The following is a 16,184-nucleotide window of genomic DNA, read 5'->3' as shown; positions in this document are numbered from 1 at the left end:
TATTTGAGGTGTCCCAAGAGGCTATGGTACAATAACTTGAGTGTTGCGAGAGGAGGTAGGGGATGAATCGGTTCATCCGGAATTCTGGTTTTTATTTGATTTTATTTTTAGTCGTGGTGGGTATTGTCCAGTTTGTGAGCAATGGAAATGAAGCCGCCGATTTCCCTAGATACGACGAGTTACGGCAGGAGATCAAGAGCAACAATGTGAAGGATTTGACGGTTCAGTTTGAGGGTAATGCCTTTTTAGTTACAGGCGAATATAGAGAGTTGCCTGCCGATACTAAATCGAAAAGCTTCTCCACATATATTCCTCCAACAGATGCTGCTATTAATGAACTGATTCAAGCCAGTGATGTTAATGGGATTGAATTAACTCAGAAGAAAATGGAAGGTACCAGCATTTGGCTGACATTCCTTTCTTCTATTATCCCGCTAGTCATTATGTTCATCTTGTTCTTCTTCCTGTTTAACCAGGCGCAAGGTGGCGGCGGTAAAGTCATGAATTTCGGCAAGAGCAAGGCTCGGTTATATAATGAAGAGAAGAAGAAAATCAGCTTCGAGGATGTTGCAGGGGCGGACGAAGAGAAGCAAGAGCTTGTCGAAGTCGTTGAGTTCCTGAAAGATCCGCGCAAATTTGCAGCTGTCGGTGCACGTATCCCTAAAGGCGTACTGCTTGTAGGCCCTCCGGGAACAGGTAAAACATTGCTTGCACGTGCAGTAGCAGGTGAAGCCGGTGTTCCTTTCTTTAGTATTTCCGGTTCCGATTTTGTAGAAATGTTCGTGGGTGTCGGTGCTTCTCGGGTACGTGATTTGTTCGAGAACGCTAAGAAGAACGCGCCATGTATTATCTTCATTGATGAAATTGATGCTGTGGGTCGTCAACGCGGCGCCGGACTCGGCGGCGGACATGACGAGCGCGAGCAGACACTTAACCAATTGCTGGTTGAGATGGATGGATTCGGTGGTAACGAAGGCATTATTATTGTTGCGGCAACTAACCGTGCTGATATACTTGATCCTGCATTACTTCGTCCAGGACGTTTTGACCGTCAAATTACGGTTGACCGCCCTGACGTAAAAGGCCGTGAAGCTGTACTTAAGGTTCACGCTCGTAACAAGCCACTTACGAAAGATGTAAGACTGGATGTTGTTGCTAAACGCACAACTGGATTCACGGGTGCTGATCTAGAGAATCTGCTAAATGAGGCAGCATTGCTAGCTGCACGTCGTAACCGCAAAGATATTTCCATGATTGAAGTGGATGAAGCCATTGACCGTGTTATCGTGGGTACTGAGAAACGTAGTCGGGTTATCAGTGACCGTGAGAAACGCATTGTTGCTTACCATGAAGCAGGCCATACTATAGCTGGTTATTTCCTTGAGCATGCTGATATGGTGCATAAAGTTACAATTATCCCACGCGGACGTGCCGGCGGATATGTTATTATGCTTCCGAAGGAAGATCGGATGATCGTTACCAAGCAGGAGCTTTTGGATAAGGTTACTGGATTACTTGGTGGGCGTGTTGCCGAAGAATTGTTTATTGGTGAGATCGGTACGGGCGCATACAGTGACTTCCAACAGGCTACGCGCATCGTGCGTGCCATGATCATGGAGTACGGTATGAGCGATAAGCTTGGACCTATGCAGTTCGGCTCTTCTCAAGGCCAAGTATTCTTGGGTCGTGATATTGGGCATGAACAGAATTATAGTGATTCCATTGCTTATGAGATTGATCAAGAAATGCAGAACTTTATTACTTCGAGCTACGAACGTTGTAAAGAACTGTTGCTCAAATACTCTAAAGAAATGCACCTGATTGCCAATACGTTACTTGAGAAGGAAACACTTGAGCTTGATCAGATTAAAGAGCTGATTGAACAAGGATTCCTTTCTGAAGATGGTAAGGCTGAGGGTGGCGAAGGCGTTGCGCTTGAAGTTGGCGAACCTGTCATTGATAATATCGGTGATGTGCGTGTCCGCATTCAAGGCAAGTCTGAAGATACTGATTCCACGCCTCCGAACCTATCAAAGGAAATCCCGAACAAACCTGAATCTGAGGGTAATGACGGATCTGATGATGACAATAAAGGCGGCGGAACTAGCCTTACCTAAGCAGGATCACTATTCATAAGATGTAAATTAATCCGGAGAGCGTAATTGCTCTCCGGATTTTTTATTTTAATTTTTAGGTAATTTCATGCTTAGAAGCCTGTCTAGTCACATTGACAGGGGCTGGAACGTTGTGTACATTAGTGATTAATATTACTTACTATTAACATCAGCTTATTCATTTTTTCGGATGATGGCTCATGCCATTTGATAACATCGCACCGGCGTAAAGCCGCGAAGATTTAAGGGGGAGAACAATCGGTGGAAGCTCTGGCACTTGAGCGTAAGCAGGAACAGAATCGAGAACTTCGTATACGTCTTGAACAGCTTAAGAAGGAAAGAAACGCAATCATTTTAGCTCATTATTATCAACGTGATGAAATTCAGGAGGTTGCCGATTTCCGGGGAGACTCTTTTTTACTCGCTCAGAAGGCTGCAGAGACTGATGCAGAGGTTATTGTATTCTGCGGTGTTCATTTCATGGGGGAAAGTGCTAAAATTCTGGCTCCAAACAAAACCGTCCTTATTCCTGATGAACGTGCAGGCTGCCCAATGGCTGATATGGTCAATGTAGACGGTTTGCGTAAGCTTAAAGCGCAACATCCAAATGCTAAAGTGGTGACTTATATCAACTCGTCTGCAGAGATTAAAGCGGAAACTGATATCTGTTGTACCTCTGCCAATGCCGTGAAAGTAATCGAATCCCTCGATGCTGAAGAAATTATCTGGGTACCCGATAAGAATCTTGGTCAATACGTACAAGATCAGACCGGCAAAAAACTGATTATCTGGGAAGGCTATTGCAACACTCATGATATGTTGACTGTTAAAGATGTAGTAGAAATGAGAGCGAAATACCCAGAAGCAGAATTTGTAGTTCATCCAGAATGTCGTCCGGAAGTAGTGGCCATGGGTGATTATGTAGGTAGTACTACATCCATTCTCGAGTATTGCCGGAAATCTGACCGTAAGCAATTTATCGTTGGAACTGAGGATGGTACAGGATATCAGCTTCGTAAAGATAGTCCGGATAAAGAATTCCATTTTGCTACAAAATTTCTTGTTTGTCCTAATATGAAAGTTAACAATCTAAAAAAACTGGTGAAATGCCTGGAGACGATGAAGCCACAAATCTATGTACCGCCTGCTGTCGCCGACAAAGCCAGAACTTCCCTAGAGCGCATGCTACAAGTCCGGTAGTATGCGCTACTCTTTCGTTGAAACAGGTGAAACGCGGTCATGATTCCACAATATTTGGTTGATTTTGATCTTCGGGATATTCCTAAAGTAAAGACAGATTGTATTGTTATCGGTTCAGGGATTGCCGGATTGTTCACGGCTATTAAAGCTAGTGAAGATCGGCGTGTCATTATGATCACAAAGAAATCAGTAATGGAGAGTAATACTCGCTATGCACAGGGGGGGATCGCAGCTGTAATAGCTGAGGACGATTCCCCTGCTTACCACCGGCAGGATACATTAATGGCGGGAGCAGGTCTTTGCTCATCCACAGCTGTCGATGCACTTGTTAATGAAGGACCAGATAGAGTTCATGAGCTAATTCGTTTAGGTACTCTTTTTGATAAGGAAGATGGGGTACTGGCTTTGACGCAGGAAGGAGCGCATAGTCACCGTCGTATTTTGCATGCTAATGGAGATGCTACAGGTTATGAGATTGTTCGTGCCTTGGCTGAACAGGTAGCTGAACATGAGAACATTGAGGTGTGGGATGATCATTATGTCATTGATCTCATCACTGAAGGTGGAGAATGTGTAGGCGCATTGTTGCAGCGTCCCGGCGGCGGACGGTTATTCCTGCAAGGGGATGCGACTATTTTGTGCTCTGGTGGAGCAGGACAATTATTTAGATACACTACCAACCCTGAAGTAGCTACAGGCGACGGGGTAGCCATTGCTTATCGTGCCGGGGCTCATATACGAGATATGGAATTTATTCAATTTCATCCTACAGCATTGAGTTATCCTGGAGCTCCTAGATTCCTAATCTCCGAAGCAGTCCGTGGGGAAGGAGCGGTATTGCGCAATATTAATGGAGAGCGGTTCATGGAACGATATCATGAGTTGCTTGAGCTAGCCCCACGAGATATTGTAGCTCGGGCTATTGTAAGTGAAATGGAGCTTACAAAGTCAACGTTTGTCTATTTGGATATTACGCATGAATCCCCAGAAATGGTGAAGCATCGTTTCCCTACAATACATGAGACCTGTATGGGCTATGGACTGGATATTACAAGTGATTGGATTCCAGTGGCTCCAGCTGCGCATTATATGATGGGGGGCATTAAGACCGATCTAAATGGGGAGAGTACGATTCCTCGCTTGTTTGCTTGCGGGGAGGTTTCTTCCACAGGCGTACATGGGGCTAATCGATTAGCAAGCAATTCATTATCAGAAGCAGTTGTTTTTGGACATCGTATTATTGAGCGGATTCGCCAATTATCTCCGCTTGGACGTGATGTTACATCAGTTAGTAGCAACGAAGGGCGTGTTGATTCGCCAACTCAAGCTATTGTGGAACGCCGTTTGAAGCTACAAAAGGTAATGGTTCGATATGCTGGATTACGACGTAATGAAGAGACCTTGTCTAAGGGAATAGAAGAATTGAAACGGCAGCTACCCATCTTTGGATCCGTATTGACTAAACGTGAGGAATACGAGTTCGCTAATATGCTGACCTGCTGTTTGCTCGTGACAGAGTCTGCTCTAGCACGGGAAGAGAGTCGCGGGGCACATTACCGTGAGGATTACCCGCAGCGAAGTGATGATCAGTGGCGCAAGCACCTGCTTCAAATTCGCGATCTGGGAATAGTGGAGGAATTAAGCGATGATGTTTAATGGTTACAATGAAGAACTAGTACAATCCATTAAGGCTTGGCTGCGGGAAGATGTAGGTTCCGGTGATGTAACAACACAAATGACAATACCTGTTGGCCATGAATCTAAAGGGATTATTCATGCTAAAGAAGAAGGCGTAATTTGTGGTATCCCGATTGCAGAGTTGGTTTTTGAAATTGTTGATCCTACGCTTAGCTTTACAGCCCTTGTAGAAGAAGGTCAAGCAGTGACAAAAGGGACTGTAATTATCGAGGTAGAGGGAAGCACACATGCAATTCTTACAGGTGAACGGCTTGCACTCAACTTGATGCAGCGTCTTTCCGGTGTAGCATCACGTACGTCATCTTTCGTACAGGTGCTCGATGGATTACCGACTCGTCTAGTAGATACACGTAAGACTACACCAGGACATCGTATGCTGGAAAAATATGCAGTTCGTGTTGGTGGAGGCTTTAATCATCGCTTTGGTCTATATGATGCGGTTATGATCAAGGACAATCATATCAAAGGTGCAGGTGGTATTAGGCAGGCAGTAGGTCGTGCGCGGAAGAACATTCCACATACGATGAGCATTGAAGTAGAGACTGAGAACTTAGAGCAAGTCGAAGAGGCGCTGGCAGCAGGTGCTGATATTATTATGCTTGATAATATGTCTAACGAGATGATGAAGCAAGCGGTGGCTAGGATTAAAGCTAAAGCTCCACATGTCAAGACAGAGGCCTCCGGCAATGTATCGTTAGAAACGGTTCGTGGGATCGCAGAAACAGGTGTGGATGTGATTTCTGTAGGACGCCTTACGTACTCCTTTTCCAGTCTGGATATTAGTCTAGACCTTAATGCCAAGAAGGAAGGGTCCTCATCATGATGCTTGCTGTCGATGTCGGTAATACCAATATTGTTCTCGGTGTATACAGAAAGCGCGAATTGTTACATCATTTTCGGCTAAGTACTGCGCGCCAATCCACCGTGGACGAATATGGAGTGCTGATACACAATCTTTTTCAGATGTCAGGGATCTCTGTTAAAGATGTGGAAGGTGTAATTATATCCTCGGTAGTTCCACCTCTGGTTAAGACTATCGTGGATATGTGTATAAAGTATATAGGCAAAGATCCGTTACTCGTAGGACCAGGGATAAAAACGGGACTTAATCTTCGCTATGAGAATCCGCGTGAGATTGGCGCAGACCGGATTGTTAATGCTGTGGCTGCGATTGAACAATATAAATGTCCGCTTGTTGTTGTTGATTTTGGTACGGCTACGACCTTCGACTGTATCGATGCAGGGGCTAATTATCTTGGAGGAGCGATTGTTCCGGGTCTTGTTATTTCTACAGAGGCCTTATACCAGCGGGCGTCGAAACTGCCACGAATTGAGTTGGAGAAGCCTAAAAAGGTTATCGGACGTAATACAGTTCACGCTATGCAGGCTGGTATTATTTTTGGGTATGCAGGCCAAGTCGAGGGGATTGTAAAGCGTATCAAAATCGAGATGAACGCTCCGGAACTGAAGGTTATTTCTACTGGAGGCCTCGCTTCGCTAATTGCGGGGGAGACGGATTGTATCGACGAAGTAAATCCTATGTTAACACTAGAAGGATTACGAATTATTTATGACCGTAACCAATAAAGATAAAGAAGCCTAAAGGGCGAAGAGATAGGAGGGCTATGCACCCAATGGAAAAAAAGAAGGATCGACTTATCCGTGGAACAGCTATGAATGGTAAAGTGAGAGCGTTTGCTGTCCGCACAACAGAATTGGTCGAGGAATTGCGGCGTAGACATGATACGTATCCAACGGCTACAGCCGCACTTGGACGTACAGTTACCGCTGCAGCCATGATGGGCGCTATGCTCAAAGGAAGAGAGAAGCTATGTATCATGGTCAAAGGGGATGGACCGATCGGGCAAATCGTTGCGGAGTCCAATGCGTTGGGAGAAGTGTGCGGTTATGTACACCATCCTCACATTCACTTACCTAGCAATAGTATGGGCAAATTGGATGTTGCTGGAGCCGTAGGAACTGAAGGGTTCATTGATATTATAAAGGATTTAGGTTTGAAGGAACCTTATCGAGGTAGTATTCCTATCATCTCCGGAGAACTTGCGGAAGATTTCACTTATTATTTCGCTGTTTCTGAACAAACCCCAGCTGCAGTTGGCTTAGGTGTATTAGTGGATACCGATGAGTCAGTGATTGTAGCCGGAGGGTTTATCGTACAGCTTCTTCCAGGACTGACGGATGCGGAGATTACGGAGATCGAAAAAGCTCTAGGGGCTATGCCTTCCGTGACAACACTTCTTGATCAGGGTCTAGAGCCAGAAGAAATGCTGCGTTTTCTTTTGCCGGATGCGGTAGTTATGGATGAACTGGATATTAACTTTGCTTGTCAGTGTTCGCGTGAGCGGGTAGAGCAGACATTGGTTAGCTTAGGGCAAGATGAACTGGAGAGATTAATTGAAGAAGATGAGCAGGCTGAAGTTGTATGTCATTTTTGCAACGAGGCTTATGTTTTTAATAAGGACGAATTACAGGTCATTTTAGAACAAGCGAAATCGTAGGGCATGGGATGATGACGAGACAGGAACGTGCACTTCGCAATACGGTTGTTATTCTGGCTGTCGCAACTTTAATGCTCGGGGGCCTATTGTTCTGGAGCTTACGCGCCATGGCTCTTCTAAAAGGGGATACAACAGAAAACGAAACACCGGATGCAGCGACTGCAGGCGGACAACCGATAACAGATAAGCAGTGGATGGATGAGCTCAAAAAAAAGCATGGCCACGAAGTGCTGGTTGGAATGATCAATCATATTGTTGTGGAGATGGAAGCAAAGGCTCTAGGGATTACCGTGACCGACGATGAGGTTGAGCAAGAACTTGCACGAACTATGGTTGGATACGGATCGGAAGAACAGTATTATGCACAAATGCAGTCTCAGCTGGGATTATCTCGTCAGGAAGTGTTCGCAGAAACGGCTTATCGTCTGACCTTACAAGCAATAGCCACTGATGGTATTACGATTAAGGAAGCTGATATCGATACTTATTTAGACCAAAACACGGAGCGTTTCACTCCCAAAAGGGAATTGGAACTCTCCATGATTAAGGTTTCATCTTATGATGAAGGCGAGCAAGTAATGGATCGCTTGGAACAGGGCGAGAATTTTGCTGATTTAGCTAGGGAAGTTTCCATTGATACAGAGAGTCGGCAGCAAGGAGGCCGTTTGGGTAAAGTAGAGGAAGACGATCCTTTTTGGCCTGAGGGGCTGCTTAAGACCGCTGCTAGTTTGGATGAGGGTGATATAGCGGGGCCGATTCAGGCGGAGGACGAATTCGCTATCATTCGACTAGAGAGTATTCACACACAAAATATTCCGGACCAAAAGGAAATTCGGGCGCTGATACGTCAAGAGCTGGCGTTGGAGCAAGCACCCCCTCTACAGCAAGTGGAGAGTGATTTGCGCACGAAATATGATGTGGCAATAAATATTGACAACAGCCTGCAAGATTGATAATATGATATTAACGTAAAACCTACCGTTTTAGTCGGAAATAACTAACGGTGGTCCAATATCTATACCCCTTTATAGCAGTTATTATTGCATAATAGGGACACACATACAGAAGAGTAAAGTCACAATTTACGTTCTTATATCGCATTTATCATTCTAAGGAGGTTTTTGCTCATGGCTAAAGTCGTTAACAACGTAACAGAATTGATCGGAGGTACTCCGCTCGTTCGTTTGAATCGTCTGGCACAGGAAGGCTCCGCAGATATTTATTTGAAATTGGAATATCAGAATCCGGGATCAAGCGTAAAAGACCGTATCGCAATCAGCATCGTTGAAGAAGCTGAACGTGAAGGTCTACTGAAGCCTGGAGGTACAATTGTAGAAGCAACTAGTGGTAACACTGGTATTGGCTTGGCACTTGTGGCTGCGGCTAAAGGCTATAAGGCAGTTATCGTAATGCCGGAAACCATGAGCTTGGAACGCCGTAATCTACTTCGTGCATACGGAGCAGAATTGGTTCTGACTCCAGGATCGGAAGGCATGAATGGTGCGGTTAAGAAAGCGGAAGAAATTCTGAAAGAGAACCCAAGCTATTTCCCATCGGAGCAATTCAAGAATAAAGCGAACGTGAAGATCCACCGTGAGACCACTGGACCTGAAATCGTTGAAGCTATTGAGTCCATCGGAGGCCCTCTGGATGCTTTTATTGCAGGTATCGGAACAGGTGGAACGATCACGGGTGCGGGTGAAGTGCTGAAGAGCAAATATCCTGACGTGAAGATCTATGCTGTGGAACCTGCTGCTTCTCCAATCTTGGCAGGAGGCAAACCAGGCCCTCACAAAATTCAGGGTATCGGAGCAAACTTCATTCCTGAAATCCTGAACCAGGACATTTATGATGAGATCATCCATGTTGAGAACGATGAAGCATTCGAAACTGCACGCCGTGTAGCTAAAGAAGAAGGCGTCTTGTCTGGGATTTCTTCCGGTGCAGCAGTATTTGCAGCACTTAAGGTTGCTAAAGACCTCGGTCCTGGCAAGAAGGTAGTTGTCATCATCCCAAGTAATGGTGAACGTTACCTGAGTACACCACTTTACAATTTCGAAGCGTAATTGTTTGCAATAACGTAATTTATAAGAGTCTTCATACCACTTTTCTGGTGGTGATGGAGACTCTTTTCGTTGATTATATGGGCAAAAGGTTCTGTGGATATACTACACCCTAGACGTGTTAATTTTATATTTTTGAAAAATGCTAAGGTTTTTACCGAAGACTCAAAAGCCATATTAATTTCCTATAGCTGGGGGCTTTTCAATAATGCCTTAAGTACAGTATACTGACAGGCAATATACTACTGATGATTAATAATAAGTAATTGCTAGATAAAACTAAGCAAATGCTTACGAAGTAAGTTTTATTGCGAGGTGATGTCTACGATGTAATGGCTTCATAAAACTAAGCAAATGCTTACGAAGTAAGTTTTGTCCCGAAGATTAAACTGTAGGATTATGCTAGACAAAACTTAAGCAAATGCTTACGAAGCGAGTTTTATTGCGAAGTGATGTCTACGATGTAATGGCTCCATAAAACTTTTAGGAGGATGGCTTTGGAAATCATAACGACATGGAATGAGTGGGAACAATGGGCAGCTGAAGACTGGAGCATGTTCCCCTTGATTATAAAATCACCCAAGTGCTCGGGGGAATTGCCCGCATCCTGGAAGAAGGCCTGGGAACTAGCTTCCGAATACTCCGTAGTGTTGGAGAGTGGCAAGGGTGGCCGCTATACGTACTTAGGTTTAAATCCTGTATCAATATTAAAAGGCAAGGGAGAAGGCGCTGAGGTGTTTAGCCTTTCTCCCGAATCATTGGGTCATACAGCCGATGAGGGTTCACATGAGACTACAACGCTGATAGGTCAGCCGCTAGAGCTGCTACAGCAGTGGATGTCAGGCTTCACCTCGCCAAGTCTAAACGTTCAGGGCATTCCTCCATTTACCGGTGGATGTATTGGATTTCTAGGTTACGATGTGGTTCGCTCATTGGAGCGTTTACCGTCTCTCGCACAAGATGATCCCGGTTTTCCTGATTATCTCTTTATGAGGATGGATGAGGTATGGATTTATGATCACGAAGAGCATGTGCTTTATTGTGCTGTTCACGTCCCGGTTCCAGCAGAATGTGGGATGGAGGATTTGCAGAACCTTTATCTCGGTGCTATAGAACAGGCTGGACGAATGGTAGAGCAGTGGCAGTTGGTATCCGCTGCTTCGGGATTGAACGAAGAGGTCAAAGGTAGCATTGAGGCCCTCACAGATTCCTCAGGAGAGTGGCCGGGTATGACCTCGGCCTTCTCGCCTGAGAAGTTCCAGCAGGCCGTGCTGGACGTTCAGGAATACATCCGCCAAGGCGATGTATTTCAAGTGAACCTCTCGCTGCGCCAGGAGGCGCAGCTGAAGTCCTCGCCGGAGGATGTTTACGAATGGCTGCGCAAGCTCAATCCGTCCCCGTACATGGGGCTCTTGCGGTCGCCCGGCTTCGCGCTATCCAGCGCTTCACCGGAGCTGCTCGTCAAGCTGCACGGGGACAAAGTGAGCGCACGGCCAATCGCCGGCACCCGGCGGCGAGGCCTGACTCCCGCGGAGGATGCCGCCCTGGAGGCGGAGCTTCGCGGGAGCGAAAAGGAGATCGCCGAGCATATTATGCTTGTCGATCTGGAGCGCAACGACATCGGGCGTGTCGCTGCATATGGATCCGTCAGCGTGCCTGAGCTGATGACGGTGGAGCGCTACTCTCATGTGATGCATCTCGTTTCGCAGGTAGAGGGCCAGGTCGCACCGGATAAGGATGCTTATGCTGTAATCGCAGCATTGTTCCCAGGGGGAACGATTACAGGCGCGCCCAAAGTAAGAACAATGGAAATCATTGAAGAGCTGGAGCCGGTTCGGCGTGGGCCGTATACAGGATCCATGGGCTTTATTGACTATAACGGAAATATGGAATTAAATATTATTATTAGAACACTGGCTGTAAAGGATGGGGTCGGATATATTCAGACAGGTGCGGGCATCGTGATCGACTCTGATCCATACCGTGAATACCGTGAATGCCATAATAAAGCCAAAGCGGTAGTGAAGGCAGTACTCTGTAGTGAGTTACAGCAGGAATCCCAAACTACCAGCGGCGCCGAAGGGGGAGAAACACTGTGATCTTGGTCATCGATAATTATGATTCCTTTACGTATAACCTCGTACAGTATTTGGGTGAACTTGGGGAAGAGGTTAAAGTACACCGCAACGATGAAATTACCATTGAAGAGATTGAAAAAATGGCTCCCGATCATATTTTAATTTCTCCAGGACCATGTACACCTAATGAAGCGGGGATCAGTTTGGAATTGTTACATCATTTCAAAGGTATTATTCCGATCTTCGGCGTATGCCTTGGGCATCAGGCGATAGGCCAAGCATTTGGTGGAAATGTTATTCGTGCAGAGCGTTTGATGCATGGAAAGACATCCCCGATTCATCATAAGGGCACGTCGGTTTTTGAAGGTCTGGAGTCTCCTTTTACGGCAACGAGATATCATTCTTTGATTGTAGAGCGCGAGAGTCTGCCGGATTGTCTGGAGATTACAGCGGAGACCGAAGAAGGGGAGATTATGGCACTGCGCCATAAAGAATACCCTATCGAAGGTGTGCAATTCCATCCGGAATCGATTATTACGGATCATGGTCATACGATGCTGCGTAATTTCTTGAAACGGAGAGCCGGAGAAACGGCATGAAATATATAGGATTTAACAATGGTGTCATTGATGCAAGACAAGCCGTGGTTTCCGCCCTGGATCACGGTTTTTTATACGGCATAGGATTGTTCGAGACCTTTCGGACGTATGGGGGAGTGCCTTTTCTGCTGGAGCGTCATTTGAAGCGTATGGCAGAGGGCTGCAAGGAGCTTGGTATTCCATTTGCGCAGGATGTTGAACAGCTGCAGGAGTGGATCCAGCGTGTTATGGACAAAAATGAATTAAAAGAAGCTTATATACGCTATACCGTGACCGCTGGTGAGGATATTCTCGGATTACCTGCGGGCGACTATTGCGAACCCAATCATTTGCTGTACATCAAAGCGCTGCCGAAAGTATCCGAAAAGATATATAGCGAAGGCAAAGACCTGCAACTGTTGTCCTTACGGCGTAACACTCCGGAGGGAGCAGTGCGATTCAAGTCTCTGCATTATATGAATAATATTTTGGCCAAGCGTGAGCTTAGGGGCTATGCCTCTGCGGCGAATGGTGCTGAAGGACTGATGTTGACTGCACAAGAGATCATAGCAGAGGGCATTGTCAGCAACATCTTTTTTATAAAAAACAATATTCTCCACACTCCAGATATCTCAACTGGAATTCTACCGGGAATTACCCGGGAAATGGTAATGGAGCTGGCTCGTAGTGCTGGAATCAGGGTAGAAGAGGGCGCATATCATTGGGGGCAGTTGAAAATAGCCGACGAAGTATTTCTTACTAATTCCGTACAAGAAATTGTCCCGGTCACAACGCTTTGGGAAAAAGATAAAAAATTTACCGTAGGCGATGGCCTTTGCGGCAGAATGACTTCGGATTTGATTTCATTCTATAGAGAAAGGACGGGAATACCGAAATGAGACCAGCCATATTCAAGCGGACATACCGCTGTGGAGATACTGATTTGGAATTAGGAAATCGAACGCTGATTATGGGCATCCTGAATGTAACCCCGGATTCTTTTTCAGATGGAGGACTTTGGGATGATCCGGACAAAGCAGTAGAACATGCGCTACAAATGGCCGCAGACGGTGCTGATATTATAGATATTGGTGGAGAATCTACCCGTCCTGGTCATAAACCAGTGGGGCTTAAAGAGGAATTAGCTCGTGTATTGCCTGTCATCGAGAGTATTCATCGAGCGGCACCGCATATTCCGTTATCTATAGATACCTACAAAGCTGAAGTGGCACGCCAAGTTATTGCTGCTGGTGCCCATATCATTAATGATATATGGGGCTGTAAAGCTGATCCGGAAATGGCGGCAGTGGCAGCTGCTGCGGACTGTCCCATTATTTTGATGCATAACCGGCAGGACCGTGATTATACGAATCTAAGTGCGGATATGTCGGCAGACCTTAAGGAAAGTATTGATCTTGCTTTAGCCGCAGGAGTGAAGCCGGCCAATATCATCTTGGATCCAGGGATCGGCTTTGCGAAGGATTTTAATGAAAATTTGCAGGCGATGATGCTTTTGGACGGGTTGACTGAGTTTGGCTATCCACTGTTACTGGCGACTTCACGCAAAAAATTCATCCGGACCGTACTTGATTTACCCGCTGATGATGTTGTGGAAGGTACCGCAGCTACAGTAGCCTTTGGTATTGCTCAGGGCTGCCAGATCGTACGAGTGCATGATGTGTCCCTAATAAAACGAACGGTCAAGATGTGTGATGCGATGTTGTATGCTGCACCTTTATTGGTGCGTGAATAAAGATATTTTATAAAAAGGGCGGGTTTAAAGATGGATAAAATGACACTGCATCGAATGGAATATTACGGATATCATGGTGTGTTTGAAGAAGAGCGTAAGCTGGGCCAACGTTTTTACATTGATTTGGAGCTGGAACTTGATCTACAGGGAGCGGGCCAGAACGATGATTTGAACCAAACCGTAAACTATGCTGAAGTGCATGAACTGGTCAAAAACATTGTCGAAATAAAGTCCTTTAAGTTAATTGAAGCTCTGGCAGAATATATTGCATCCTCCGTACTGGACACTTATACTGTTATCAATGCAGTAACGGTAAAGGTAACTAAACCGCATCCGCCATTCGACATTCATTTTCAGGGAGTGACTGTGGAGCTGCGCAGAACTAGAAAGTGAGAACAAAGTCCATGAATATACATTCCACCTCTGAAGAATCAGAGGCTTATATTGCTTTAGGGGCTAATTTGGGCGACCGTGAGGGCACGCTGTCAGAGGCTTTGAACAGACTGAATAATCATGATGAAATATCGGTAGTTCGCTGCTCCAAAGTCTACGAGACAGAGCCAGTAGGTTATTTAGATCAGCCGCAGTTTCTTAATATGGCAGCAGCTTTGCGCACGACGCTTGCGCCAGAGACCTTGCTGGAAGTAATGCTGGGGATCGAAACGCAACTGGGTCGTATCCGGGATATTCGCTATGGACCGAGAACGGTAGATCTAGATTTATTGTGGGTAGAGGGCCAGACACTTGATACTCCGCATTTAACGTTACCGCATCCGCGTATGTTTGAGCGTGCATTTGTAATGCTTCCGCTCAGTGATATCGTTCCACAGAATGAACAGTCTTCCGGACTCCGCAAGTTGATTACAGCAGCGCTTCAAGACATAGACGGGAAGGAAGGAATTCGGTTGTGGACAACAAGCGTATGGGACGGAGGGTCAGGGCATTCCGCAAGCTAAAAGGCTATACTCAGCAGGAACTTGCGGATCTCACTGGGATTTCCTTGGCTGTGCTTGGCGCAGTCGAGAGGGGCAATAGACGTTTGGAAGATCAAATTTTAGATAAAATTGCGAATGTCCTAGGGGTTACAACCGAAGAATTGGTAAACCCTGACTCATAATTTTTAAGCAATTTAAATAGGAATAATGGAAGTGATACGAATGCTGAAGATTGGCGACATTGAGATGAAAAATCAAGTTGTTCTGGCACCTATGGCTGGGGTGTGCAATCCGGCCTTTCGTCTAATCGCTAAAGAGTTTGGTACAGGTTTAGTCTGTGCGGAAATGGTGAGCGACAAGGCTATTATTCACGGAAATACGCGTACTCGCGAAATGTTATTTGTAGATGAACGGGAGAAACCGCTAAGTTTGCAGATTTTTGGCGGGGATAGAGAATCACTGGTGCAAGCAGCTAAAGTGGTTGATAAAGAAACCAATGCTGATATTATCGATATCAATATGGGATGCCCAGTGCCTAAAGTAACTAAATGTGATGCAGGAGCCCGCTGGCTTTTGAATCCCGACAAAATCTATGAAATGGTCTCTGCGGTTGTCGATGTTGTTGATAAACCCGTAACCGTGAAAATGCGGATTGGCTGGGATAGCGAGCATATTTTTGTCGAAGATAATGCACGTGCAGTAGAACGTGCCGGTGGCAAGGCTGTCAGTGTACATGGACGAACACGGGAGCAACTCTATACGGGGCGTGCGGATTGGAATTATATCAAGATGGCAAAAGAAGCGGTCTCCATTCCGGTTATAGGCAATGGTGATGTGAATACACCTGAAGATGCTCGGGCTATGCTTGATCAGACCGGTTGTGATGGCGTGATGATCGGGCGTGGTGCGCTAGGTAACCCATGGATGCTGTACCGTACGATTCAGTATTTAAGCACCGGGGAACTGATGCCTGAACCTGGATTGGATGAGAAGATTAAGGTTGCCATTCTTCATATGGATCGGCTGGTTGCACTTAAGGGAGAAGCAGTAGCCGTTCGGGAGATGCGTAAGCATATGGCTTGGTATTTAAAAGGCCTGAAGTCTGCTGCACGAGTAAAGGATGTGCTCATGTTAGAGACAGAACGTGATGGAATGGTGAAGATTTTGAATGATTTTGTCGTTCAACTAAAGCATGAAGAAGAGAATAAGGGTAATGAAATGTCTGCTTCCGCAGTATAAACGTTGT

Annotated in this window: 16 protein-coding genes; all 16 read left to right on the top strand. The window is 45.8% G+C overall.

What is annotated here, in order from left to right; genetic code table 11:
• The first annotated feature begins 62 nt into the window (after positions 1–62).
• The 16 genes from ftsH (at position 63) to dusB (ending at position 16,177) form a co-directional block, all read left to right on the top strand.
• The gene (gene ftsH / locus MKX60_RS03605) at positions 63–2,117 is read left to right on the top strand and encodes an ATP-dependent zinc metalloprotease FtsH (RefSeq protein ID WP_042183872.1); all 2,055 of its coding nucleotides are present in this window, start codon (positions 63–65) and stop codon (positions 2,115–2,117) included.
• Positions 2,118–2,375: 258 nt separating this feature from the next.
• Positions 2,376–3,314 (top strand): quinolinate synthase NadA, encoded by a 939-nt coding sequence (nadA, locus tag MKX60_RS03600; RefSeq protein ID WP_042183878.1) that lies wholly within the window; start codon positions 2,376–2,378, stop codon positions 3,312–3,314.
• Between the two features lie 39 nt (positions 3,315–3,353).
• Positions 3,354–4,970, top strand: coding sequence for an L-aspartate oxidase (gene nadB, locus MKX60_RS03595; RefSeq protein ID WP_076286871.1), 1,617 nt, complete (start codon positions 3,354–3,356; stop codon positions 4,968–4,970).
• Positions 4,960–5,835 (top strand): carboxylating nicotinate-nucleotide diphosphorylase, encoded by an 876-nt coding sequence (nadC, locus tag MKX60_RS03590; protein ID WP_076286870.1) that lies wholly within the window; start codon positions 4,960–4,962, stop codon positions 5,833–5,835. The genes nadB and nadC overlap by 11 nt, the downstream gene beginning before the upstream one ends.
• A complete protein-coding gene (locus tag MKX60_RS03585) occupies positions 5,832–6,599 on the top strand; it encodes a type III pantothenate kinase (RefSeq protein ID WP_042183892.1) in 768 nt (255 codons plus the stop codon). Before nadC ends, MKX60_RS03585 begins: the two co-directional genes overlap by 4 nt.
• A gap of 47 nt (positions 6,600–6,646) precedes the next feature.
• Complete coding sequence (gene hslO, locus MKX60_RS03580) at positions 6,647–7,531, top strand: Hsp33 family molecular chaperone HslO (protein WP_076300980.1); 885 nt, start codon at positions 6,647–6,649, stop codon at positions 7,529–7,531.
• Positions 7,532–7,539: 8 nt separating this feature from the next.
• A complete protein-coding gene (locus MKX60_RS03575) occupies positions 7,540–8,484 on the top strand; it encodes a peptidylprolyl isomerase (protein ID WP_081383084.1) in 945 nt (314 codons plus the stop codon).
• A gap of 174 nt (positions 8,485–8,658) precedes the next feature.
• Positions 8,659–9,597, top strand: a complete 939-nt coding sequence (gene cysK / locus MKX60_RS03570; RefSeq protein ID WP_042123166.1) for a cysteine synthase A — start codon at positions 8,659–8,661, stop codon at positions 9,595–9,597.
• A gap of 488 nt (positions 9,598–10,085) precedes the next feature.
• Positions 10,086–11,693, top strand: a complete 1,608-nt coding sequence (locus MKX60_RS03565; protein WP_445670738.1) for an anthranilate synthase component I family protein — start codon at positions 10,086–10,088, stop codon at positions 11,691–11,693.
• Entirely contained in the window at positions 11,690–12,271 is a 582-nt protein-coding gene (gene pabA, locus MKX60_RS03560) for an aminodeoxychorismate/anthranilate synthase component II (protein ID WP_042123170.1), read from the top strand. The genes MKX60_RS03565 and pabA overlap by 4 nt, the downstream gene beginning before the upstream one ends.
• Positions 12,268–13,149 carry an aminotransferase class IV gene (locus MKX60_RS03555; protein ID WP_341059087.1) on the top strand — a complete coding sequence of 294 codons (882 nt, stop codon included), beginning with the start codon at positions 12,268–12,270 and terminating at the stop codon, positions 13,147–13,149. Before pabA ends, MKX60_RS03555 begins: the two co-directional genes overlap by 4 nt.
• On the top strand, positions 13,146–14,003 hold the full coding sequence (gene folP, locus MKX60_RS03550) for a dihydropteroate synthase (RefSeq protein ID WP_341059085.1): 858 nt from the start codon (positions 13,146–13,148) through the stop codon (positions 14,001–14,003). Before MKX60_RS03555 ends, folP begins: the two co-directional genes overlap by 4 nt.
• A 30-nt stretch (positions 14,004–14,033) precedes the next feature.
• A complete protein-coding gene (gene folB, locus MKX60_RS03545) occupies positions 14,034–14,396 on the top strand; it encodes a dihydroneopterin aldolase (RefSeq protein WP_042183904.1) in 363 nt (120 codons plus the stop codon).
• 11 nt (positions 14,397–14,407) lie between these two features.
• Positions 14,408–14,959, top strand: a complete 552-nt coding sequence (gene folK, locus MKX60_RS03540; RefSeq protein WP_076286864.1) for a 2-amino-4-hydroxy-6-hydroxymethyldihydropteridine diphosphokinase — start codon at positions 14,408–14,410, stop codon at positions 14,957–14,959.
• Positions 14,911–15,120 carry a helix-turn-helix domain-containing protein gene (locus MKX60_RS03535; RefSeq protein ID WP_076286863.1) on the top strand — a complete coding sequence of 70 codons (210 nt, stop codon included), beginning with the start codon at positions 14,911–14,913 and terminating at the stop codon, positions 15,118–15,120. Before folK ends, MKX60_RS03535 begins: the two co-directional genes overlap by 49 nt.
• A 40-nt stretch (positions 15,121–15,160) precedes the next feature.
• Positions 15,161–16,177, top strand: a complete 1,017-nt coding sequence (gene dusB, locus MKX60_RS03530) for a tRNA dihydrouridine synthase DusB (RefSeq protein ID WP_076300985.1) — start codon at positions 15,161–15,163, stop codon at positions 16,175–16,177.
• Positions 16,178–16,184: the final 7 nt, after the last annotated feature.

Source organism: Paenibacillus sp. FSL R5-0914 (assembly GCF_038004525.1).
Lineage (GTDB): Bacteria > Bacillota > Bacilli > Paenibacillales > Paenibacillaceae > Paenibacillus_AQ.
The sequence above is the reverse complement of the archived record's forward strand: the minus strand, read 5'-3'. Positions and strand labels throughout refer to the sequence as shown.